Raw genomic sequence first — 19,730 nt, forward strand, 5'->3', positions numbered from 1 at the left:
TATTTTAGCACTCTAAGGAATAATGGTTTTGCTAGCATGTTGGGATAGTAAGTGAGTAAGATATGAAGCGGGGTGAATAGTATGCAAAACAAAAACTCAAGAAGAAAAGAAATCCGCATTTTGCTCATTCTGATAGGCATCGTTTTATTCAAGCTCTTTGTGTGGGATGAATACATCGTAAATTCAACAGCGGATGCTGCGTTGAACGGTGTAGAAGGCGAAGCGGGTGTTATGCATGTCATTAGTGAAAAGCAGGAATTGGCAATAAGGTCTTATGATGATGGCTTCAAGCTATATGCCGTATCCAAAGGGTTTTGGGGTTGGTCCATCACAGATGAAATGTGGATTGGCAATGAAAAGGACAAGACTTTGGAAATAACTGAACAGACATTGCAATTCAAGCCGGATCAAAAATTATATATGAGCCTTGTAGTGGATAAAAAGCAGTCTTTTGATAAAGTCACTGCCGACTCGACTACTATGGGGGCCATCAATTTTAATAGAACAGTTGGAGATAATGCATTTGTCTACTACTATTATAGCAATGAATCATTAGGGGATATCAATTATGAAGGCACTCGGTTAAATGGGGAAACGGAGAAATTGGCACGTGATAACGAGCCCAATTGACGCATATAGTGTAGGCGTAGCAAGAAGTACGTCATTGGAGGGGTTATATGCCGAAAAAGTTGTATTTCCTTTTGTTGCTTGGAATATACCTACTAGCCGCTTGCTCATATGATAGCGAAAAAGCGGTGAAAAATGGGGATGTCATTAATATGAATGGCCCCATTTTCAACTTTGATCGATTTGAACAGTTTTTGGAAAGTGTCAAAGCCGATGAAGCAGCCTTTGTCCGGATTGCCAACTACACTCTTGAAGGAAATCCGACTTTGTACGATTTATCTTTCAACGGATCCGAATTCGAGTTGGAAATTGATCGGTCAAAAAATAAAGAACGGGGAGACAACCCTGCCAAAGTGAACATGTCGTGTACTGATCTCGTTTCAGAGGAGGGACAGCAATTGTTCATCTATACATTGGAAGGGTGCGAGCAAGGGTCAACCGATGATAACTTCCTTCTATTAAACATCTTGAAAGAGCAAATAGAAGACCACGACCATGAGCATTAAACGTTACGGAAGTGCATATCACGCACTTCCTATTTAGTTAATGAATATAAGTCAAATAAACCATCATGATTCCTCAGTTTATTCATAGTTCCTCCAATCAAGTTTCAAGAGTTTTTGATGAAAAAGCAGTGGAATGCTACAATTTATTTTAACGGATGATGAAGTCTATCTACCTTCTAGAGATTTATCGACAGACTTAACAGCAAGGAGTGAGTATATGTTTTTCAAGAAGAACAATCCTTACAATAGCCAATTGGAAATTGAAGACGTTAGTAATGATACATATGCCGTCATTCTTCATTTTACACCATCCGCGGTCTACGTGTACGAAGACAAGATGGACTCTCATATAGTAGAGGGAAACAATATTGAAATGTGGGATGACCATGATACGGTTCTTACCGGAACACTCATCGTCACTTATGTAACTTCCACTCAGGAGGCACTTGAGAAATTTAAAGTAAATGACCTTGGTCTTCTCGTAATTCCGGTTGATCTATCCTATGAAGGCTAATAAATGAAACCTTGGATATCAAAAGAAAGTCATTACAAAGGAGGGACATGAAAAGGGGGAGAGAATATGTATGGTTGGTTGAATGTCGGCAGTCTTGTGCTCGGTCTCATTGCTTGGATACTGCCGGTTGTTGCTCTCATGCGAATGAGTAAACACTGGGTTGCATTCTCCATTATGAGTTTGAGTGCTTGTTCAATTTCAGTCTGTTTTCAGATTTACTATAACTATCATCTCGTGCAGATCAAGGATTGGGCAGCTCTTATGGATACTATGAGGGCGGTGGTAATAGCGGCTACCGTACTGCTTGTTGTGACGCTCTTATTAAATGTAGTTACGCTGATTGTTTACCGGGGAAGAACTGCAAAATAGCCAGTATGGAATGTAGAATGGGGGAGTTGCAATGCATCTCGAAAGACCGTCTTTGAAATGGGAAGCGGAACATATTGCATATATGCAAGAGTGGGATGAAGACCGGATGACGCCTAGCAGCTTTCATTTGAAAGAGGACATCCCCTACGAAGTGTACCTAGAGGAACTGGCAGCAAAGGAAGCAAGGCATGGTAATCGAGTCCCGAATACGAATTATTTCTTAGTCGATGACGACGAACGGATCATTGGGATGGTCAACATCCGGCATAGCTTGAACGACTATCTACTTCAAGTCGATGGCCATATCGGTTACGGAATCCGCCCGTCTGAACGGAGGAAGGGGTATGCGACCTATTTGCTTTCTGAAGCATTGAAGGTAACAGATCAGGTAGGTATCCGCTCTGTGTTAGTCACATGCAATGAAGACAATATCGGCTCCGCTGCGGTTATAATAAACAACGGTGGCGTGGAAGATGCGAGTTTTACGGAACCGCATGGCAATGTCGTTAGGAGATTTTGGATTGAACGGTGAAACAGCAATCATGTGGAGTTGACGTCAGTGAAAAAACAATGGAATCATAAGGGGATTGTCGAAAAGTTTGAAATGTGCCGTAATGCTGAGAATGCAGATCCGATGAAAGCATATATGAAACACCATTTCCCGTTTCTCGGCATTAAAAGTCCGTTGCGAAAAGAGCTGTTGCGTGCGCAATTTCAGGAATATGCTCTTCCGGAAGTGGATGAGATTTTTAACGAGGCGTGGAAACTATATGAATTACCCGAGCGAGAATATCAATATGCCGCAATTGCCTTGCTCGATAAAATGAAGAAACACTTCACTACCGCCGATTATCCGAAACTATTGAAATTCATCGAAACGAAATCATGGTGGGATAGTGTTGATTCAATCGCGCCGCATCTTGTCGGTCATGTCGTCAAATTGGACCGCGTATACGGTAAAACCGTGATGCTTGAATGGTCGCAATCCGATAATATGTGGACAAACCGCTCCGCTATTTTGCACCAATTAAAGTTCAAAAAAGAAACAGATACGGAGCTTCTATTCGATATTATTTTGCAGCATACGCAGTCAAATGAGTTTTTCATTCAAAAAGCAATTGGTTGGGTATTAAGGGAATACGCGAAAACAGACCCAATTGCAGTGAAGAAGTTTGTGGAAGAAAATACGTTGAAGCCATTAAGCAGGCGAGAGGCTATGAAGCATATAGGCGACATGACGTGATGTGTTAGGTGGGAATATGATAAACAGATTTCACCTATATAAAATGAATAATAATTGGAGAGAATTTTGTTTTACAGGAGCCGACTTTCTAGTATGACATTCAATATTTAGTTATTAACTTCGGAAAGTGCACCTAAACAATTACATACTGTTCAGGTGCCTGTTTCTTTTCTTTATTAATTCACTTTAGTAAGGAATCTCTTAGTTCGTTCTTCTTTTGGCTGATTAAATATTTCCTCAGAAGTACCCTGTTCTACAATTAATCCTCCATCCATAAAGATGACCCGATCTGCCACTTCCTTCGCAAAATTCATTTCATGCGTAACAATGACCATCGTCATCCCTTCCTCTGCAAGGTCTTTGATTACTAAGAGCACTTCGCGAACAAGTTCGGGGTCTAGTGCAGACGTTGGTTCATCATACAACATGACTGTAGGACTCATTGATAGTGACCTGGCTATTGCTACCCTTTGTTGCTGGCCTCCTGATAATTGGGAGGGATAGTGATCCGCTCTATCACTAAGTCCTACTTTAGTTAAAAGTTCTAAAGCTAGTTCACGGCTCTCGGCTTTGTTTTTTCCCTTTATTGTAATAGGTCCTTCCATAACATTTTCAAGTGCTGTTTTGTGTGGGAATAAATTAAAGGATTGAAAGACAAATCCCGTTGATTTACGCAAATCCCTAATTGCTTTTTTGTATTTACGATCGTGCCTTGCCTTGGCATCAATTTCTTGATTCCCTAGTCTTATAACTCCTTCGCAAGGCTCTTCCAAAAATGTTAGGCAACGTAAAAAAGTTGATTTGCCAGAACCGCTGGGTCCCATGATGACGACCACTTCACTTTTATTTACAGTTAAGTCTATCCCGCAAAGAACGTCATTTTGACCAAACCGCTTTTTTAAATTATTCACCTGGATAATACTCATTTTGGTTCTCGCCTCCTGACCTTTTGCTTAGCGTACTAGATGTCTTGAACTCCTTACTTCGAACTTATCTAATAGAGTGGTAAAGAAGGTAATGATAACCCAATATATAGCTGCTGCCATTAAATAGATGGTAAGTGGTTCGAATGTTTTGGCAATAACCAAGCTAGACATTTGAAGTAATTCCGTGACCGTGATGACAGACACAAGAGATGTATCTTTGATCAAAACAATGAATGAATTGGATAAGGTCGGAATTGCAATTCGAATACTCTGAGGCAAAATAATCCTTTTGAGGGCTTGCCAGTATGTCATTCCCATAGACATAGCGGCTTCCATCTGTCCTTTATCAACTGCAAGTATGGATGCCCGGAATGATTCCGATAAGTATGCTCCTGCATTTAGACTTAAAGCTAAGATACCTGAAGGAATTGGATCTAAAGATACCCCTATTTGAGGAAGTCCGTAATAGATTACAAATATCTGTACCAGTAATGGGGTCCCGCGGATAATAGATACATAAGCACTTGCAATTTGATACAATATTTTAATTTTGATTATCCGAATCAATGCTGTTAAAAAGCCAATGATTAAGGCAAACAGAATTGAAAGGACGGCAAGGAAAATTGTCATGAGTGCTGCTTTTAAAAGGGCCGGCAAAGAATCGATTACGATTGTGGCATCCATTTGCTCACCTCCTATCAGTTTCTAAACGGTAGACGCGGCATTTGCATTGTATTTTATTTGAATGCCTAACTCATTAAGTTCATCTACAAACGGTTGAAACCGTTCATTGATGATCAAGTTTTCCAGTGGCATGATTCCTGTTTCATAAATTTTTCCTTGAATAATCCATTTGGCGGCGACGGTTGCGGGCAATGCAGTTGTCTTTGCCATTGAAGTTATTCCTCTTTCTTTATCATAAAAATCTACTATCTCCCAGGAATGCTTTGCTGGGATTCCATCTTTAATTCCATTTACTTCGACACGGACTACTGTGACGTCTTCATTGGAAGAGCCAATTAATTTTGGAGCTAGCACAGACTCTGTAAAGGCTCTCGGTATAGTTGAATGTCCATTAAACATAATTGGCTGACTATCCAAAAATCCTAGTTCCGCAAGCACCTTCATTTTTTCCCAATGGCCCGGATAGCGAACGGTCTTTTCGTAAAGATTTTTGACTTTACCTTTAAGGGTGAATGCGGTGCTATGAGCATCAGTATTCACCATTTCACATTCGCCAACGGGGTCAGGAAAACTTATTTTTTCAAGTCCGGTCAGTGGTGGTAACTTTACTACTTCACCATTTTTTAGAGCTATGGCTGGTTTTGTATAAAGACCTAATACACTTTCCAATCGGAAGACAACTTGGTACCAAAGAGGGGGAATTGGATGCCGCGGGATCCCTCCGCAAATCATGGTTGCTTCTTCTGCTTCATCGAGCAATTCAATTCCCTGAGCGGCCAAGAAGTTCGTTATACCTGGAGCCACGCCAGAACCAGGTATAATAATTACACCGGCCTCTTTTGCTTCCTGATTAAGTGCAATTTTTTCTGGGAAATTTGATCCGACCAAATCGACAAGATGGCAACGGGAACTGATTGCGGCTTTGATTGCGTTTAGACTTAAGGAGTGGGGAAGACAGGCTATTGCTAAATCTGCATCTGATAAAATGGCTGCTATATCCTCTTCTGTTGCGAGGGAGGCCGATTGACCTTGGACTTTTGTGCTTTTTGCTATTTCAAGACATTTTTTTATTCCTTCTTTTCTAACATCAACAACAGTTACTTTCTCAATCTCTGTAAAATTACTAATTTCTCGGACGACAGTGGTTCCGATCATTCCCGCACCTAATACGACGACATGCACATTAATTCCCCCCTGTAATATGTAGTTTTCAAATAGGCGTAGCGGCATCTATAAAGATGCCACTACATTGTTTATCAGTTTTCTAGCGGATCTGTTCCAAACCATTTTTTATATATTTCTTTATAAGTTCCATCCTCTTTCATAGCCGCAAGAGCTTCATTCACTTTAATGATAAAGTCCTCATTCCCTTTGTTAACTGCCATGGCGATTTCATCTTTGTTTAAAATATCGCTTGCAATTTTAATTGGTAGATCCATTTCTTGGATGTTATAGCTGATCAATAATTGATCGTTAATTATGACGTCCAGTCGTTGATTTGATAAATCTTGAAGATAATCGCTTACTGTTTTATAAAGTTTGACATCGGCTCCGTCGACGCTTCTTGCTACTTCTTCAAATGTTGTTCCTCCGCCGACACCAACTTTTTTCCCTGAGATATCTTCTAATTCTTTAATATCATCGGTGTCATTTCGGGTAACCAAGACAGAGCCGGTAATAACATATGGATCTGTGAAATCGACACTCTTTTTCCTCTCCTCAGTTACAGTCATTTGACCGATAATAATATCGAACTTGTCAGCTTTCAGTCCACCGATCAGTCCATCCCAATTAGTAGCAATGAATTCAACGTCAACATCAAGTCGTTTTCCAATTTCATTCGATATATCAACATCAAATCCTTGGAAGTTATTATCGTCATCTAAAAAGTTAAATGGGGGATATGTCCCTTCGAAAGAGACTCTCATCACCTTGTTTTTTTCAATTCTCTCAAGGACTTTGTTTGAGCTTTTATTAGTTTTTGTATCTCCTTCTGCTTTTGAGCATCCACTAATAATACTTAAAGTCAAAATAGCTGTGAACATAAGTAAAATTGTTCTTTTCATCCTTTAGCCTCCTTTTATCTTAAAAGTAAACGCTTACATTTATTGATATCCCTCCTTATTTTTGAACCGATAATTTAGAACTAATAAAAGAGTATTTGAATTGTAGTTCTAAATTGTAGTACAATTCATTTACTATATGATAAGTTACAAGATTCAATTAGTCAATGATTTCAGAAATATTAATCGGGTTGGAGGTATATTGGTGAAGAAGTCTTCAATGGAGAGTATGGTATATTTTCGATTGCGAAGTGCCATTCTGAATAGAAAGCTTGCTCCTGGCACTCAATTGGTTGAACAGGTAATATCGAAGGGATTGAAAGTTAGTCGAACCCCGGTTAGAAACGCGATTAAACTACTTTCAGAAGAAGGAATGGTAGATATGATCCCCAATCGGGGCGCATTTGTTGCTAATCCTACTAAGGGGGAAGTAGTACAGGCATACGAACTCCGCTTGGAATTAGAGTTGTTGGCTATCCGAGCATCGTTATATAAGCTTGATGAAGATGACTTTGAAGAAATGACCAACTGCATTCAAGAAGAAAGTTCAGCTCTTAGAGCAAAAGATATGGACAATTATCTAAAGGCGAATAAAAGATTCCATATGGTAGCTGTCAAGAAAGCTGGCAATGCCTTTCTTGAAGAATTTATGGAGACTTTATTGAATAAAACTGATATATATTTAATGTTATTTGATTGCTTTTTCGATGATTTTCCTTCGACACCGAGGGGGCCAGAGGAACACTTGGCAATCGTAGAAGCAATGAAAAGTAAGAAGATGAAAGAGATTGAGAGACTGATCCAGCTGCACGTAGAGCATGCTTTAGAAAGCCTGGCCGACCAAGTGAGAGAATACAAAATGCCTAATGAACTGTTTATCGAATTATAAGTAATAGCAGAAGTATGGTAGTTCTCAGAGAGTGTAATGGTAATATCTTCTTTGAATATTTATGGACAAAAAAGGAATGAATGCACAAATGAACAAATGCACTCATTCCTTTTATTTTATTGAAGGGTAATTGAAATCGGATATCAAATATGTTCCATACTACTCGATTCCATTTCGGATAAACTGTCTTCAACCAAGGTAAGACGAAGTCCAAGAGCTTGAGCCACTTTGTCTAATGTATCCAAACGAGGAATTGCATGCTCTTTTTCTAGTCGTGCAATGGCCGTTTGTTTTAAACCTGCCCGATCGGCAACTTCTTGTTGCGTCAAGCCAAGTTGGATCCGTCTATGAATGAGTTGGGCGACAATTTCAATCTCATGAACTTCTCTCGGTGTCAAAGCAGTTATTTGTTTTTTATAGTCAGCCCATTTCAAATTAATTCCCTCCTTTCGGGTAAATGGCAGCGATCATCTTGCTACACCACACGTCCGTTAGTTCCTTGAATTAAAGTTTCATATTTGAGGTGGTGAACAAAGCTCTTTAAAACACCTTCCGACTATAAATCCTTATCGAAAGCATCCAAGAAAACATGTAGAGAAGTACTGCTGCTAGTATCCCTCCTGCATATAACAGAGAATTATCAAATGATAGGATTGTTTGCACACCCGCACGCAATCGATCGTTCAAATCTAGTATGAACTTATTGACAAGTACTACATAAAGGACAAACAAAACACCGCAGGCTATCATCAAATACTGACTTTTGAATAGATAGGAGAATGGAAAAGCAAATGAAATAAACACGACGATAACGCCTGCTATAAAGAGTAATTGATCCAAGTGAGTTATTTCTCTATGAATAATGATATTCCCTACCACAATCGTCAATAAAATGATGAAAGTAAAAACACATGCCCCTATATATTTAGAACTGACGATTTCCTTACGGGTATACGGTAAAGAATTCATGAAAAGGTTGGTGGAGGGTTTTTCATCCAACGCAAAACTTTGCATAATGATGGCGAAGCTAAATAAAACGCCTACCCAAATAATAGATCTATCTATTAACAAAGCGATCAATAATGCAGGCAATAGAATGACTAATGTGTTTTTCTGTAACAGAATATCTTTACGAATAAGATTTAGCATAGTTATCATTTCCTTTCTTCGTATACAGCATAATATCTTCAAGTGTTGGTTTCTCCAAAATGACTGTATCACCAAAGAGATTTGCCGTACGCTTTTTGTTTGTCGTTAATGCTTCAAAACCATGATTGGATTTTCGAATACCTAAAAATTCTTGCTCTGTATCACGATCTAATAAGTTCGTTTCGCCTTTTACAATCGCATAATCTTCTTCGATTTTATAATGCTCTTTTGTGAAAATATGCTGTCCATTATGGATAAAGGTTATATAATCTGCTATTCGATCTAAGTCTGTCGTAATATGTGTTGAGAAGAAAATTGTTTTTTCATCATCCTGCATAAGGTCATGGAGGATATCTAACAGCTCCCTACGAAAAATAGGATCTAATCCCGATGTTGGTTCATCCATAATAATTAACTCGGCGCGATGGGATAACGCAAAAGCTAATGAAGCCTTCATCATCATACCTTTCGAAAAGGTCTTAATCGGTTTCTTTAACGGCAGTTCAAACAAATTAACATACTGATGAAATATAGTATCGTCCCAGTTTTGATAGGCTGGTTTTATAATTTTCTTCATTTCAGTCAATGTAATATGGTCATAAAAAACATTGTGATCGAATACAAAGCCGATTCGTTGTTTAATTTCTTTTTCATGCTTTTTATAGTCCAGACCAAAAAGAGAAATCTCTCCGCTATCCGGTTGCAATAAATTCATGATCAACTTGATCGTTGTGGACTTTCCTACTCCATTCCCACCGATAAATCCTGTAACAAAGCCTTTCTTTACGGAGATAGACATGTCTTTCAGCTCAAATCCTTTGAAGGTTTTATTTACATTGTGCAGTTCAATTACGTTTTCCATTACATATCCTCCTTATATAGCAATGTTAGCAATTCTTGTAACTCGGCTAATCCGACTCCTATTTCTTTGCTATTCTCAATAGCTACCATCAACTGCTCTTCGATTACTTTCATTTTTCTCTCGAGAATCATTTCATTATTTTGTTCAGACACGAACGATCCTTTGCCGACGATTGAGTAAATAAAACCGTTTTTCTCAAGTTCTTCGTACGCCCGTTTTGTTGTGATGACGCTAATATCCAAGTCTTTGGCTAGCTGGCGCATAGATGGCAAAGCCTCTCCCGCTTGTAATTCATTCGTCAAAATATGCTTCTTTATTTGCACGTAAATCTGCTCATAAATTGGCTCTTTTGAAGTGTTGGAAATGATGATTTGCATGCAACTACCTCTTTCTTGAAAAAACAATGTATATATACTTTATATACACTATATACAAATTGGTATTCAATTGCAATGACAATTTAAAATGAATTTGTTTCATCTTGCTACCTATTCAGAATTTTGATATTCTATATTAAATCTTAGTAAATCAATAGGATATTATAGAATGAAAAGGGGAAATGGGCATGTCGACGACAGAAAAGAAGATGAATGTGGAGAGCTTCAACTTGGACCATACAAAAGTGAAGGCCCCGTTTGTGCGCCTCGCAGGGGTAAAGGAAGGGATCAATGGCGACGTTATCCGTAAGTATGACATCCGTTTTTGCCAGCCAAATAGGGAGCATCTTGAAATGCCAGCAATTCATTCATTGGAACATATGATGGCAGAGTTTAGTAGGAACCATTCGGACAGAATCGTCGACATTAGTCCGATGGGATGCCAGACGGGTTATTATATGGCGCTCATCAATCATGATGATTACGATGATGTGCTCGATATATTGGAAAAGACATTGAATGACGTCTTAACTGCTGATGAAGTGCCCGCATGCAATGAAGTCCAATGCGGATGGGCTGCAAGTCATAGTCTTGAGGGTGCAAAGGAAGCGGCAAAAAAGATGTTGGAGAAGCGGGCAGAGTGGACGACTGTATTTTAAGTAAGCGTCTGAAATTAATCTGCATGCGGTTCTGAATGAAGAATTGTTTTTCTCTTAACAATTACTAATAAAACGATAGCATTCCTGCGATAAAAGGCGTACGATGTACATGAAGCAGACAGAAAAAACTGTCGAGCAATGTTCATCGTATGCCTATTTGGCAATTTCCATAATGAGAGGACAAGGTATAAATGAAACTGGGAAGAATTGAGAAGGATTTCTTAGGGGAAAAAGAGGTTCCCGATCATGCATATTACGGGATTCAAACGATACGGGCGACTGAAAACTTTCCAATAACGAAAGAGCGTATGCATCCAGAATTGATTCGCGCGATTGGAATTGTGAAAAAAGCTGCGGCCATTTCAAATGTTGCCGTGAATGATATGCCCGAAGATATAGGATTTGCCATCGTCAAAGCCGCAGAAGAAGTGATTGAAGGAACGTTGACAGATCAGTTTATCGTCGATCCGATACAAGGAGGCGCAGGCACTTCATTCAACATGAATGCGAATGAAGTCATCGCGAATCGTGCACTTGAAATCATGGGGCGTGACAAAGGCGAATACAGCTTCCTCAGTCCGAATAACCATGTAAATATGTCCCAGTCGACAAATGATGCTTTCCCGACAGCGATTAAAATTGCGACCCATCAAATGGTGAACCAGCTGCTGGAGACGATGGCGAAGTTTGTGGACGAGCTAAAGGTAAAAGAAGACGAATTTGACGGAGTCATTAAAATGGGAAGGACCCATTTGCAAGACGCCGTTCCTGTTAGACTAGGACAAGAATTCAGCGCCTACCGCAGTGTCATCGAACGCGATATCGAACGTATCGGCCGTACAAGAGTACATCTTTCCGAAATTAATATGGGTGCCACTGCAATTGGCACTGGGCTGAATGCAAATGCTCAATACATCGAAAACGCAGTGGAGCATCTTCGTTCCATTAGCGGCTTGCCATTGAAATCGGCAGCAAACCTCGTCGATTCGACGCAAAACACAGACGTGTATACAGAGCTTTCTTCCGCTTTGAAAATTTGCATGATCAATCTTTCTAAGATGGCAAATGATTTACGTCTAATGGCATCAGGTCCTAGAGCAGGTCTAAATGAAATCAATCTTCCAGCAAGACAGCCAGGTTCTTCTATCATGCCAGGGAAAGTGAACCCAGTCATGGCGGAAGTGATGAACCAGATCGCTTTCCAAGTGATTGGCAACGATCATACAATTAGCCTTGCATCGGAAGCTGGTCAATTCGAATTGAATGTCATGGAGCCAGTGCTAGTCTATAATTTATTACAATCATTGACGGTCATGAACAATGGTCTCGAAGTCTTCCGCAAATACTGCATTAGCGGCATCACTGCAAACGTGGAGCAAATGCAGGAGTATGTGGAGAAAAGTATCGGAACAATTACCGCTCTGACACCATACATTGGTTATGAAATGTCATCGAAAATTGCACGCGAATCATTCGAAACAGGCGTCCCGCTGAAAGAGCTATGCCTGCGTTACAACGTGCTCACTCTTGAAGAACTGAACCGCTTGCTCGACCCATACAAAATGACAGAAATGAAACGTGAAGGCGTAGCGCATTATTCATAAGTGTGTCTTGCACAGGCACCGTCTTTTTAAGAAAGCAACCAGCGGGGAGAGGGTAGTGTGGGTGGGATAGATAAAAGAAACCGGTTAGGTGAGGAACCATTTACTTATCAAATAACGAAAAAAGAGTCAGTGATTATCAGCTACGAGGGCAAACAAATAAAAATTGTAAATGGTACGGAAGCAGACCGTCTGATTGCAAGGATTAGGAATGTAGAGGATAACCCAACTGAAGTCCAGTTATTGTTAGCGAAAATTACGGGTAATTTTAAACGAGGTAATGAGAAGCTAGGTAAAAAGGGACTTAAATAACTTGTGTTTGAACATCCAAACTAACTTCAACCCTACAGTCAATTGACTGAAAAGCAGGGTGTAAAATTCTAATAAGTATAATGTGTGCTAAAAAAGAGCCCTCGGAACTGTAACTCAGTTCCAGAGGGCTTTTGCAATTCATTCAAACAATCAATTCGGTGCTTGTCCTTCCAATCCGCGAAATCCTGCTTCCGCTTTGAAACGGACTTCCGCGTAGGCGACTTCTTGAGCTTCCATACGTTTCGCGCCTACATACGTACCGATGATGGCGGCAATGAATCCGGCAGGTATGGAAATGATAGCCGGATTGACGAACGGGAATAGTGGATCGCCGACGAAGAATGCAGCACCTTCAACCGGATTGATGACGTTCGGGCTGACCGCGACGAGGACGAGGGCAGTAATAAGCCCAGTCAGCATAGAGGCAACCGCGCCAGTCGTATTGAATTTGCGCCAGTAGATCGTGAAAAGAATCGTCGGAACGTTCGCGGACGCCGCAATACAGAATGCAAGCGACACGAGGAACGCTACATTGAGTTTTTCCGATCCAAGTGCAAGTAAGATAGAAACAACTGAGACACCGATCGCGGCAATACGCGCTGCTCTTACTTGCTGCTTTTCTGTCACTTTGCCTTTTTTAATAATTTCTGCGTAAATATCATGTGCGATAGCTGATGCGCCGGACAGCACGAGGCCTGCAACGACTGCTAGAATCGTAGCGAATGCAACGGCCGCGACGAATGATTCAAGCATATCCCCACCTAGCACCCCCGCTAACATCGGAGCGGCCATATTGCCCGCGGAGTTTTCCGCGATAATGGCATCTGCACCAACGAATTTGGCAGCACCGAAGCCGAGGAAAATCGTCATGACATAGAAAATCCCGATGATCCATACAGCGTATACAACGGAAGAGCGAGCAGTCTTTGCATCTTTAACCGTAAAGAAGCGCATAAGGATATGCGGCAATCCTGCAGTTCCGAGTACGAGCGCAAGCAACACCGAAATGAGACCGATCGGATCTTTATAGACGACCCCGGAATGAAGGAATGACTCTCCGTGAGGTGTCGCTGTCCGCATGACATCGAACATGCCGACAAAGTTAAAATTAAATTTCATAAGAACGAGGAATGAAATGACGATGGTTCCAATCATTAGCAAAATTGCTTTGATGATCTGTACCCAGCTCGTAGCAGTCATTCCACCAAATAATACATAGATCATCATCATGACACCGACAATGAGGACGGAAATCCAGTAGTCGATACCAAATAATAGCTTAATAAGCGCGCCTGCCCCGACAAGTTGCGCAAGCATATAGAAAAGGACGATTGTAATCGTATTAAGCGCAGCGGCGCCACGGACTTTCTTCGCTCCGAACCGTGAACCGATCATATCTGCCATCGTGTACTTTCCAAGGTTCCGAAGTGGTTCCGCAATTAAAAACAATACGACGAGGTAAGCAGTCAACCAGCCGACGCTGTAATAAAAACCGTCAAAGCCGTTCAGTGAAATCGCTCCGGCAATTCCTAAAAACGAGGCAGCCGATAAATAGTCACCTGCGATGGCCATCCCGTTTTGCCAGCCTGTCAGTGAACCGCCTGCTGTATAAAACTCACTTGCTGTCCGCGTCTGCTTAGCAGCCCAATATGTGATGTATAGCGTTAAGACGATAACTGCAAAAAAGATTCCATAAGACATTAAACCCATGCGTCATTCCCCCTATTTCCGAACGTGTTTTTCGAGCAGTCGCTCAACGTCGTTATCAAATTCTCTCGACTTCTTTACATAGATCTGTGTGAACACCCAAACCATGATGAACATGCCAAACGCATAGACCCACGTCCACGTCATCCAGCCAATCGCCCTTGTTTCAAGAATCGACGTATAACCCGTCAAAATGGGGAGCAATAAATAAATAGCAAAAAAAGCAATTACATAGGGCATCATAAAGCTTTTTTTCTTTCTTACCAAATGCTTGAACTCTTCCGTTTCGATAAGTCGTTCATAATCTAGCAGACCGTCTGTCCTTAGCTGCGTCTGCCGCTTGACAGGAATATCCGCTTTCTTCATCTTCACTGTCATTCCCTTTCATCCCCCTTGCCACATAATGTATGTCATGCCGCAATTTAATAGAGTCGACCCCCTAATCGACTCTTCACAGTTAGAAAGATTTCCAGCATGCCATATTGGTAAAGGTATCAAACTAACAGAAAATAATCAATAGTATACCAATGAAACTGTTAGAAAAATTAAATAATGGGTAGAAGGTAGTAGTGAACCCGTTTTTAAAATGAAAAAATCCATCCTTGAGTGGGTTACTCAGATGGATGGATTTGTATTAATCTATTGAGCCATTTCGTTCAAACCCTAAATACCGTGTGCCTTGAAATGTTAGAATACCGATGTCGCCTTCAGCTAACATGCCGTATTCCTTTCCGGACAGACCTAACTCCATCCGGTCGCCGCTTTCCACTTGGAAGGTGACGTAGTAATTCGTGCTAGCCGACGAATCGCCGCTGCCGCCCCAAGTATGCGTGCGCTTCGTTTTCACTTGCGCAGGAACGGTCAGGCGCGGCGAGTTATTATTGGAGGACCATTGACCGACACCTTTTACAATTACAAAAATGAATCCGCCAATGACGATGGCGAATATGATAACCCCCATGATCGGCATAGCACTAAACATAAAATCATCGAACGGGGAAAAGCCCATTTCACGAACACCTACCTTATCGATTGCTTCTAATTTTGGATAGAAGCCTCAGAATCTCGAAATACAACCAAACTAATGTAACCATCAATCCAAATGCGCCATACCATTCCATATATTTTGGCGCTCGCTGCTCCGCCCCTTTTTCGATGAAATCAAAGTCCAGTACAAGATTCAACGCGGCAACGACTACAATGGCGATAGAAATAAGGATGCCGACGAGACCTGTTTCATGGATAAAAGGGACTTCCATTCCGAAGAAACGAAGGATGAAATCCGCGAGGTATACAAAGAATATTGCACCCGTCGCAGCAACGACTCCGAGCTTAAAGTTCTCTGTTACTTTTATGAGACCTGATCGATACACGAACAGCAATGAAAATAACGTTCCGAGTGTTAAAAGGATTGCTTGCGTTGTGATCCCTTCAAATTGGGACTCGAACATAGCAGAAATCCCTCCGATTGCGAGCCCTTCTAACAATGCATAGAGAGGCGCCGTGTAGGGAGCTGCCCTTTTCACGAAGATTGTAATAAGGGCTACGATGAATCCGCCGATGAGCCCAATCCATAGCCATGCTTGAATATCTTCCCCTGAAAAGTACTGATGCCATGTGAATATGGCGGTTGCACATAACAATAAAAACAGGATAAACGTCTTGTTCACTGTCCCTTGAATCGTCATTGGCATGCCATTTTCTGACCGAAGTCCTTTAAAGGTATTTGCCCCTAAACTCGGGTTGGCGGACCTCATAATTGATCACATTCCTTTCTTGAAATCATCTGTATGCTAGTTTACTATACGGAAAAGGGCTCGAATAGTTTCAAGTTTACGGCAGTTTTCATTTGCCAAGCATAATGGACGGCTTCACATTATGGTAACCTGAAATAAAGAAATGGGGGATGGACAATGAGCATGAAAACGGAAGACTTCAGGAAAGTGGCAATCGGCTTGCCGAAACTGAGAAAAAAGGAAATGACGTCCAAGCTGACGTACGGCGAACAGGAGGAACTTGAATCGCTGCTTATGCTGGACGCCCAAAATCATCCTGATAACAGAGAGAAGCACCTAGCAAGCAATGTTAAATTGACTGCGCTCCGAAATTACACAATCGTTGATGTCACACCGAAAGCAGGCATCTTCCAAAAGCTTTTTAAACAGGAAAACACGAAGGAATACAAGCTTCGAATTTTGGAAGAAGATATCGCGAGCAATAAATGGCTATATTCGCTCGCACTCGATATGAGACAACTAATGGAAGACGTCGGACTCGGGCTTGATTGGCCAAAGATGATGCCGGTGGATGACGATATGTTTTATACGGATCCTCTCGAAGAGGACGACAAGGAATGGTTTGAATCATTCCTAGATCCTGCACTGTGCTACGCTAAACTGGACGAAGCAGCGGAGTTGGAAGAAAAGGCCGCTGCACATAGCCCTGAGATGCTGCGTGCGATCCAGTGGTTGAAGGAGCAATGGAAGAATGGGTATCAGATTTATGCAGATGTTGGCGATTTGTTTGACTACTACGGGGATGACGAGTTGGAGTAAGTGAGAAGTAATGAGGCCTGGAATTATCCAGGTCTCTTTTTTATAAATATAGTTGATAGTCACTTGCACCCGGATATGATGAGCCCTCTTGGAACATAAATTGAAAAAGAAAGGAGATGGAGATGAAAGCGATACTCTCTGAAAAATACGGAACACCGGATACGTTGAAACTAAGTGAGATAGCTATACCCACACCTCAGCCAGATCAAGTACTAGTGAAAATTCATGCATCATCAATTAATTTTGGTAATCTTGTGTTATTAACAGGAAAACCTCTGCCAGCCCGGTTTGTATTTGGCCTGATGAAACCTAAATATCCTATACCTGGCGGGGACATGGCTGGAACCGTGGAGGCGATAGGTGAAAAAGTTACACGATTTCAAGTCGGAGATGAGGTGTATGGAGACCTATCTAGCAGCGGTTGGAGTGCTTTCGCCGAGTATGTAGCCGTTGATGAAAAAAGTTTGGCGATAAAGCCTCGTAATTTATCATTTACAGAAGCTGCAGCAGTTCCAATGGCAGGCATTACAGCTCTACAAGCTATAAGGGATAAAGGAATGGTGAGGGCTGGACAGGAAGTGTTGATTCATGGAGCTTCAGGTGGTGTAGGAACATTTGCTGTTCAAATAGCGAAAGCATTTGGTGCTGAAGTGACGGCTGTGGTAAGTACGAGAAACGTAGACATCGTAAAGTCTCTCGGAGCTGACCATGTGATCGATTATCAAAAAGAAGACTTTGGAAACTATGAACATACCTATGATGTAATAATCGGAGTGAATGGATCACAATCAATTTCCACTTATAAACGAAAGCTCAAAGAGAATGGGAAATTCATTCATGTCGGCGGCGCAGAAAATCAAATGTATCAAACAATGATGCTAGGATCTTGGTTATCGAAGATTGGAAAAAAGAAATTTATTACCTTTTTGCAGAGGGCCAATCAACAAGATTTAATGGTGATGAAAGAGCTTATTGAAGAGGGTCAAGTAAAGCCCGTTATTGATAGAACCTATTTTTTAAGTGAGATTCATGAAGCATTTCGATATTTTGAGAAGGGTCATTCCCAAGGGAAAGTTATTATAACAATCTAAAACGAGTCCCCCTTCCAATTTTGGAAGAGGGATATTTTCATGGTTTATTCCTCCTCGAATTCGTCCCATTTTCATTCCGCACAAATTCCTTTATACTAGATAAGTATGTCTCTTTTTGAAGGAGTCGGCCAGCATGGAGCTAAGCCGTAAAATAGATGAACAAAAGTGAAAGGGGATCATTCATTGACTACGATAAAAGAAGAAACGCTAGTTGCTGAAATAGACCATTTGGATAAGAAGGGAAATGGACAAGCTGTCATTTGGCGTGAGAGTGAAACAGGTTCAAATCCGAGAAAGCTAAAACTGACGATTCCGCTCACACTGCCTGGAGAGAAGATTCAAGTTGTTGTGGACGAACCGGATAAGAGAAGAAGAAAGGTATCGCCTGAAAAAATTCTTACTCCGAGTCCAGAGCGGCAAGATGCGCCTTGTCCGCATTTTGAGCTTTGTGGGGGCTGTGTTTGGCAGCACTGGAATTATGAAGGCCAGCTGAAGCATAAGACGAATCATGTGAAGGAAGCGTTGCAACGCGAGGGGCTGGATCCAGAGCTAGTACGCGATACGATAGGCATGGACAATCCGTGGCATTACCGTAACAAAATGGAATTTACGTTTTCACCTGAGGGAGATCTTGGTTTGCACGAGCAAGGAAACTTCCGAAAAATTATACCGCTCGAAACATGTCTCATTGCTGGCCGAAAAATAGTCGATGCTACGATGGAAGTGAGCGAATGGGTGAAAGAATTCGGCTTGAAAGGCTACAATAAAGATAAACATGAAGGGCTTCTCCGCCACTTGATGGTACGGGAATCGTTTGAAACCGGAGAAATCATGCTGGCGTTGTTCGCGACAGAAGCGCCTGCTGGTGAATTGGCGCCGGCTGCTGAAGATTTGATTACGCGCATCACAAATAAATTCCCGAATGTGAAAAGCCTTCTTTGGCTTGTGAACACGGATTGGGCAGATCGAACACAATCCGAAGAAACATTCGTTCTGGCGGGACGCGACTTTATCTATGATGAACTGGGCGGATACCGCTACCGACTTTGGTTCGATACGTTTTTCCAAACGAATCCTGTTCAAGCGCAGAAACTAGTCGAACTTGCGCTTGAAATGGGCGAGCCGAAGGAAGACGAAAAAATGATCGACCTTTTTTGCGGCGTCGGTACGTTCTCACTTCCGTTTGCAGCACGGGTGAAAGAATTAGCAGGAATTGAAATTGTCGAGACGTCAATTGAATCTGCTAAGCGGAATGCGACGGATAATAATTTGCATAACACGACGTTCCTCGCTCGGGATGCACGGCGTGGCATTGACGAAGTGCATGAAAGCTGGGGATTGGCGGATCTATTATTGATCGACCCTCCACGCTGCGGTGCTGGCGGCAAAGTGATGCGCCGTATTGGACGCGCAAAACCGAAACGGATCGTCTATGTGTCTTGCAATCCGGATACGTTCGCGACAGATACAGCGGAATTGCTGCCATTCGGCTATACACTTCAAAAAGTGCAGCCGGTTGACCTTTTCCCTCATACTGTGCATGTGGAATGTGTTGCGCTGTTAACATTGGATGAATAATTGAAATAGTGAGCTCTC

25 protein-coding genes are annotated in these 19,730 nt (G+C 41.5%); 13 read left to right on the forward strand and 12 right to left on the reverse strand.

Translation table 11 applies throughout. From position 1 onward, the window contains the following. Window positions 1–81: 81 nt before the first annotated feature. From ACR65H_RS13260 to ACR65H_RS13285, 6 genes are all read left to right on the forward strand, one after another. Window positions 82–630 (forward strand): hypothetical protein, encoded by a 549-nt coding sequence (locus ACR65H_RS13260; protein ID WP_440500849.1) that lies wholly within the window; start codon window positions 82–84, stop codon window positions 628–630. A gap of 47 nt (window positions 631–677) precedes the next feature. Further along, complete coding sequence (locus tag ACR65H_RS13265) at window positions 678–1,133, forward strand: DUF4362 domain-containing protein (protein WP_440500851.1); 456 nt, start codon at window positions 678–680, stop codon at window positions 1,131–1,133. Window positions 1,134–1,266: 133 nt separating this feature from the next. Next, a complete protein-coding gene (locus ACR65H_RS13270) occupies window positions 1,267–1,647 on the forward strand; it encodes a hypothetical protein (protein WP_440500852.1) in 381 nt (126 codons plus the stop codon). A gap of 66 nt (window positions 1,648–1,713) precedes the next feature. Further along, entirely contained in the window at window positions 1,714–2,016 is a 303-nt protein-coding gene (locus ACR65H_RS13275; protein WP_440500854.1) for a hypothetical protein, read from the forward strand. A 31-nt stretch (window positions 2,017–2,047) separates the two neighbouring features. Continuing rightward, window positions 2,048–2,548 carry a GNAT family N-acetyltransferase gene (locus ACR65H_RS13280; protein WP_440500856.1) on the forward strand — a complete coding sequence of 167 codons (501 nt, stop codon included), beginning with the start codon at window positions 2,048–2,050 and terminating at the stop codon, window positions 2,546–2,548. Window positions 2,549–2,575: 27 nt separating this feature from the next. Further along, window positions 2,576–3,259: a DNA alkylation repair protein gene (locus ACR65H_RS13285; protein WP_440500858.1), complete on the forward strand. Its 684-nt coding sequence runs from the start codon at window positions 2,576–2,578 to the stop codon at window positions 3,257–3,259. 176 nt (window positions 3,260–3,435) lie between these two features. Here the strand turns inward: ACR65H_RS13285 and ACR65H_RS13290 are convergent, their stop codons facing one another. The 4 genes from ACR65H_RS13290 to ACR65H_RS13305 form a co-directional block, all read right to left on the reverse strand. Next, a complete protein-coding gene (locus ACR65H_RS13290; protein WP_440500990.1) occupies window positions 3,436–4,179 on the reverse strand; it encodes an amino acid ABC transporter ATP-binding protein in 744 nt (247 codons plus the stop codon). 33 nt (window positions 4,180–4,212) lie between these two features. Next, a complete protein-coding gene (locus ACR65H_RS13295) occupies window positions 4,213–4,869 on the reverse strand; it encodes an amino acid ABC transporter permease (RefSeq protein WP_440500859.1) in 657 nt (218 codons plus the stop codon). 21 nt (window positions 4,870–4,890) lie between these two features. Next, a complete protein-coding gene (locus ACR65H_RS13300; protein WP_440500860.1) occupies window positions 4,891–6,051 on the reverse strand; it encodes a saccharopine dehydrogenase family protein in 1,161 nt (386 codons plus the stop codon). Between the two features lie 74 nt (window positions 6,052–6,125). Beyond that, window positions 6,126–6,935, reverse strand: a complete 810-nt coding sequence (locus tag ACR65H_RS13305; protein WP_440500862.1) for a transporter substrate-binding domain-containing protein — start codon at window positions 6,933–6,935, stop codon at window positions 6,126–6,128. A 202-nt stretch (window positions 6,936–7,137) separates the two neighbouring features. On the opposite strand from ACR65H_RS13305, the gene ACR65H_RS13310 reads away from it, so the two are divergent. Continuing rightward, window positions 7,138–7,821 (forward strand): GntR family transcriptional regulator, encoded by a 684-nt coding sequence (locus tag ACR65H_RS13310; RefSeq protein WP_440500863.1) that lies wholly within the window; start codon window positions 7,138–7,140, stop codon window positions 7,819–7,821. Window positions 7,822–7,964: 143 nt separating this feature from the next. On the opposite strand, the gene ACR65H_RS13315 is transcribed toward ACR65H_RS13310, so the two are convergent. The 4 genes from ACR65H_RS13315 to ACR65H_RS13330 all read right to left on the reverse strand — a co-directional run bounded on the left by ACR65H_RS13315 (window position 7,965) and on the right by ACR65H_RS13330 (window position 10,209). Continuing rightward, complete coding sequence (locus ACR65H_RS13315) at window positions 7,965–8,255, reverse strand: helix-turn-helix domain-containing protein (RefSeq protein WP_440500865.1); 291 nt, start codon at window positions 8,253–8,255, stop codon at window positions 7,965–7,967. 106 nt (window positions 8,256–8,361) lie between these two features. Then, window positions 8,362–8,970: an ABC-2 transporter permease gene (locus tag ACR65H_RS13320; protein ID WP_440500866.1), complete on the reverse strand. Its 609-nt coding sequence runs from the start codon at window positions 8,968–8,970 to the stop codon at window positions 8,362–8,364. Continuing rightward, window positions 8,951–9,832, reverse strand: coding sequence for an ABC transporter ATP-binding protein (locus tag ACR65H_RS13325; RefSeq protein WP_440500868.1), 882 nt, complete (start codon window positions 9,830–9,832; stop codon window positions 8,951–8,953). Before ACR65H_RS13325 ends, ACR65H_RS13320 begins: the two co-directional genes overlap by 20 nt. Next, window positions 9,832–10,209 carry a GntR family transcriptional regulator gene (locus tag ACR65H_RS13330; RefSeq protein WP_440500869.1) on the reverse strand — a complete coding sequence of 126 codons (378 nt, stop codon included), beginning with the start codon at window positions 10,207–10,209 and terminating at the stop codon, window positions 9,832–9,834. Before ACR65H_RS13330 ends, ACR65H_RS13325 begins: the two co-directional genes overlap by 1 nt. A gap of 188 nt (window positions 10,210–10,397) precedes the next feature. Between ACR65H_RS13330 and ACR65H_RS13335 the strand changes: the two genes are divergently transcribed. The 3 genes from ACR65H_RS13335 to ACR65H_RS13345 all read left to right on the forward strand — a co-directional run bounded on the left by ACR65H_RS13335 (window position 10,398) and on the right by ACR65H_RS13345 (window position 12,781). After that, window positions 10,398–10,868 carry an S-ribosylhomocysteine lyase gene (locus ACR65H_RS13335; protein WP_440500870.1) on the forward strand — a complete coding sequence of 157 codons (471 nt, stop codon included), beginning with the start codon at window positions 10,398–10,400 and terminating at the stop codon, window positions 10,866–10,868. Window positions 10,869–11,059: 191 nt separating this feature from the next. Further along, the gene (aspA, locus tag ACR65H_RS13340; RefSeq protein WP_440500871.1) at window positions 11,060–12,472 is read left to right on the forward strand and encodes an aspartate ammonia-lyase; all 1,413 of its coding nucleotides are present in this window, start codon (window positions 11,060–11,062) and stop codon (window positions 12,470–12,472) included. Between the two features lie 57 nt (window positions 12,473–12,529). After that, a complete protein-coding gene (locus tag ACR65H_RS13345; RefSeq protein ID WP_440500872.1) occupies window positions 12,530–12,781 on the forward strand; it encodes a hypothetical protein in 252 nt (83 codons plus the stop codon). A 150-nt stretch (window positions 12,782–12,931) separates the two neighbouring features. On the opposite strand, the gene ACR65H_RS13350 is transcribed toward ACR65H_RS13345, so the two are convergent. The 4 genes from ACR65H_RS13350 to ACR65H_RS13365 all read right to left on the reverse strand — a co-directional run bounded on the left by ACR65H_RS13350 (window position 12,932) and on the right by ACR65H_RS13365 (window position 16,245). Beyond that, window positions 12,932–14,491: a solute symporter family protein gene (locus ACR65H_RS13350; RefSeq protein ID WP_440500874.1), complete on the reverse strand. Its 1,560-nt coding sequence runs from the start codon at window positions 14,489–14,491 to the stop codon at window positions 12,932–12,934. Between the two features lie 12 nt (window positions 14,492–14,503). Then, a complete protein-coding gene (locus tag ACR65H_RS13355) occupies window positions 14,504–14,866 on the reverse strand; it encodes a DUF485 domain-containing protein (RefSeq protein WP_440500876.1) in 363 nt (120 codons plus the stop codon). A 256-nt stretch (window positions 14,867–15,122) separates the two neighbouring features. Beyond that, entirely contained in the window at window positions 15,123–15,497 is a 375-nt protein-coding gene (locus ACR65H_RS13360; protein WP_440500878.1) for a DUF2500 domain-containing protein, read from the reverse strand. Window positions 15,498–15,513: 16 nt separating this feature from the next. Continuing rightward, window positions 15,514–16,245: a Bax inhibitor-1/YccA family protein gene (locus ACR65H_RS13365; RefSeq protein ID WP_440500879.1), complete on the reverse strand. Its 732-nt coding sequence runs from the start codon at window positions 16,243–16,245 to the stop codon at window positions 15,514–15,516. A 156-nt stretch (window positions 16,246–16,401) separates the two neighbouring features. Here ACR65H_RS13365 and ACR65H_RS13370 point away from each other — a divergent pair, with 156 nt between their 5' ends. From ACR65H_RS13370 to rlmD, 3 genes are all read left to right on the forward strand, one after another. Continuing rightward, window positions 16,402–17,043: a hypothetical protein gene (locus ACR65H_RS13370; protein WP_440500881.1), complete on the forward strand. Its 642-nt coding sequence runs from the start codon at window positions 16,402–16,404 to the stop codon at window positions 17,041–17,043. A gap of 122 nt (window positions 17,044–17,165) precedes the next feature. Beyond that, the gene (locus ACR65H_RS13375) at window positions 17,166–18,134 is read left to right on the forward strand and encodes an NAD(P)-dependent alcohol dehydrogenase (protein WP_440500882.1); all 969 of its coding nucleotides are present in this window, start codon (window positions 17,166–17,168) and stop codon (window positions 18,132–18,134) included. A 183-nt stretch (window positions 18,135–18,317) separates the two neighbouring features. After that, a complete protein-coding gene (gene rlmD, locus ACR65H_RS13380; protein ID WP_440500883.1) occupies window positions 18,318–19,712 on the forward strand; it encodes a 23S rRNA (uracil(1939)-C(5))-methyltransferase RlmD in 1,395 nt (464 codons plus the stop codon). The last annotated feature ends 18 nt before the right edge of the window (window positions 19,713–19,730 follow it).

The sequence above is a fragment of the Sporosarcina sp. SAFN-015 genome, from assembly GCF_059415085.1.

Coding starts and splice junctions, on each gene's coding strand:
- ACR65H_RS13260 (WP_440500849.1), top strand. CDS start 82: ATGCAAAACAAAAACTCAAGAAGAAAAGAAATCCGCATTTTGCTCATT.
- ACR65H_RS13265 (WP_440500851.1), top strand. CDS start 678: ATGCCGAAAAAGTTGTATTTCCTTTTGTTGCTTGGAATATACCTACTA.
- ACR65H_RS13270 (WP_440500852.1), top strand. CDS start 1,267: ATGCTACAATTTATTTTAACGGATGATGAAGTCTATCTACCTTCTAGA.
- ACR65H_RS13275 (WP_440500854.1), top strand. CDS start 1,714: ATGTATGGTTGGTTGAATGTCGGCAGTCTTGTGCTCGGTCTCATTGCT.
- ACR65H_RS13280 (WP_440500856.1), top strand. CDS start 2,048: ATGCATCTCGAAAGACCGTCTTTGAAATGGGAAGCGGAACATATTGCA.
- ACR65H_RS13295 (WP_440500859.1), bottom strand. CDS start 4,869: ATGGATGCCACAATCGTAATCGATTCTTTGCCGGCCCTTTTAAAAGCA.
- ACR65H_RS13305 (WP_440500862.1), bottom strand. CDS start 6,935: ATGAAAAGAACAATTTTACTTATGTTCACAGCTATTTTGACTTTAAGT.
- ACR65H_RS13320 (WP_440500866.1), bottom strand. CDS start 8,970: ATGCTAAATCTTATTCGTAAAGATATTCTGTTACAGAAAAACACATTA.
- ACR65H_RS13325 (WP_440500868.1), bottom strand. CDS start 9,832: ATGGAAAACGTAATTGAACTGCACAATGTAAATAAAACCTTCAAAGGA.
- ACR65H_RS13330 (WP_440500869.1), bottom strand. CDS start 10,209: ATGCAAATCATCATTTCCAACACTTCAAAAGAGCCAATTTATGAGCAG.
- ACR65H_RS13335 (WP_440500870.1), top strand. CDS start 10,398: ATGTCGACGACAGAAAAGAAGATGAATGTGGAGAGCTTCAACTTGGAC.
- aspA (WP_440500871.1), top strand. CDS start 11,060: ATGAAACTGGGAAGAATTGAGAAGGATTTCTTAGGGGAAAAAGAGGTT.
- ACR65H_RS13350 (WP_440500874.1), bottom strand. CDS start 14,491: ATGGGTTTAATGTCTTATGGAATCTTTTTTGCAGTTATCGTCTTAACG.
- ACR65H_RS13355 (WP_440500876.1), bottom strand. CDS start 14,866: ATGACAGTGAAGATGAAGAAAGCGGATATTCCTGTCAAGCGGCAGACG.
- ACR65H_RS13360 (WP_440500878.1), bottom strand. CDS start 15,497: ATGGGCTTTTCCCCGTTCGATGATTTTATGTTTAGTGCTATGCCGATC.
- ACR65H_RS13365 (WP_440500879.1), bottom strand. CDS start 16,245: ATGAGGTCCGCCAACCCGAGTTTAGGGGCAAATACCTTTAAAGGACTT.
- ACR65H_RS13370 (WP_440500881.1), top strand. CDS start 16,402: ATGAGCATGAAAACGGAAGACTTCAGGAAAGTGGCAATCGGCTTGCCG.
- ACR65H_RS13375 (WP_440500882.1), top strand. CDS start 17,166: ATGAAAGCGATACTCTCTGAAAAATACGGAACACCGGATACGTTGAAA.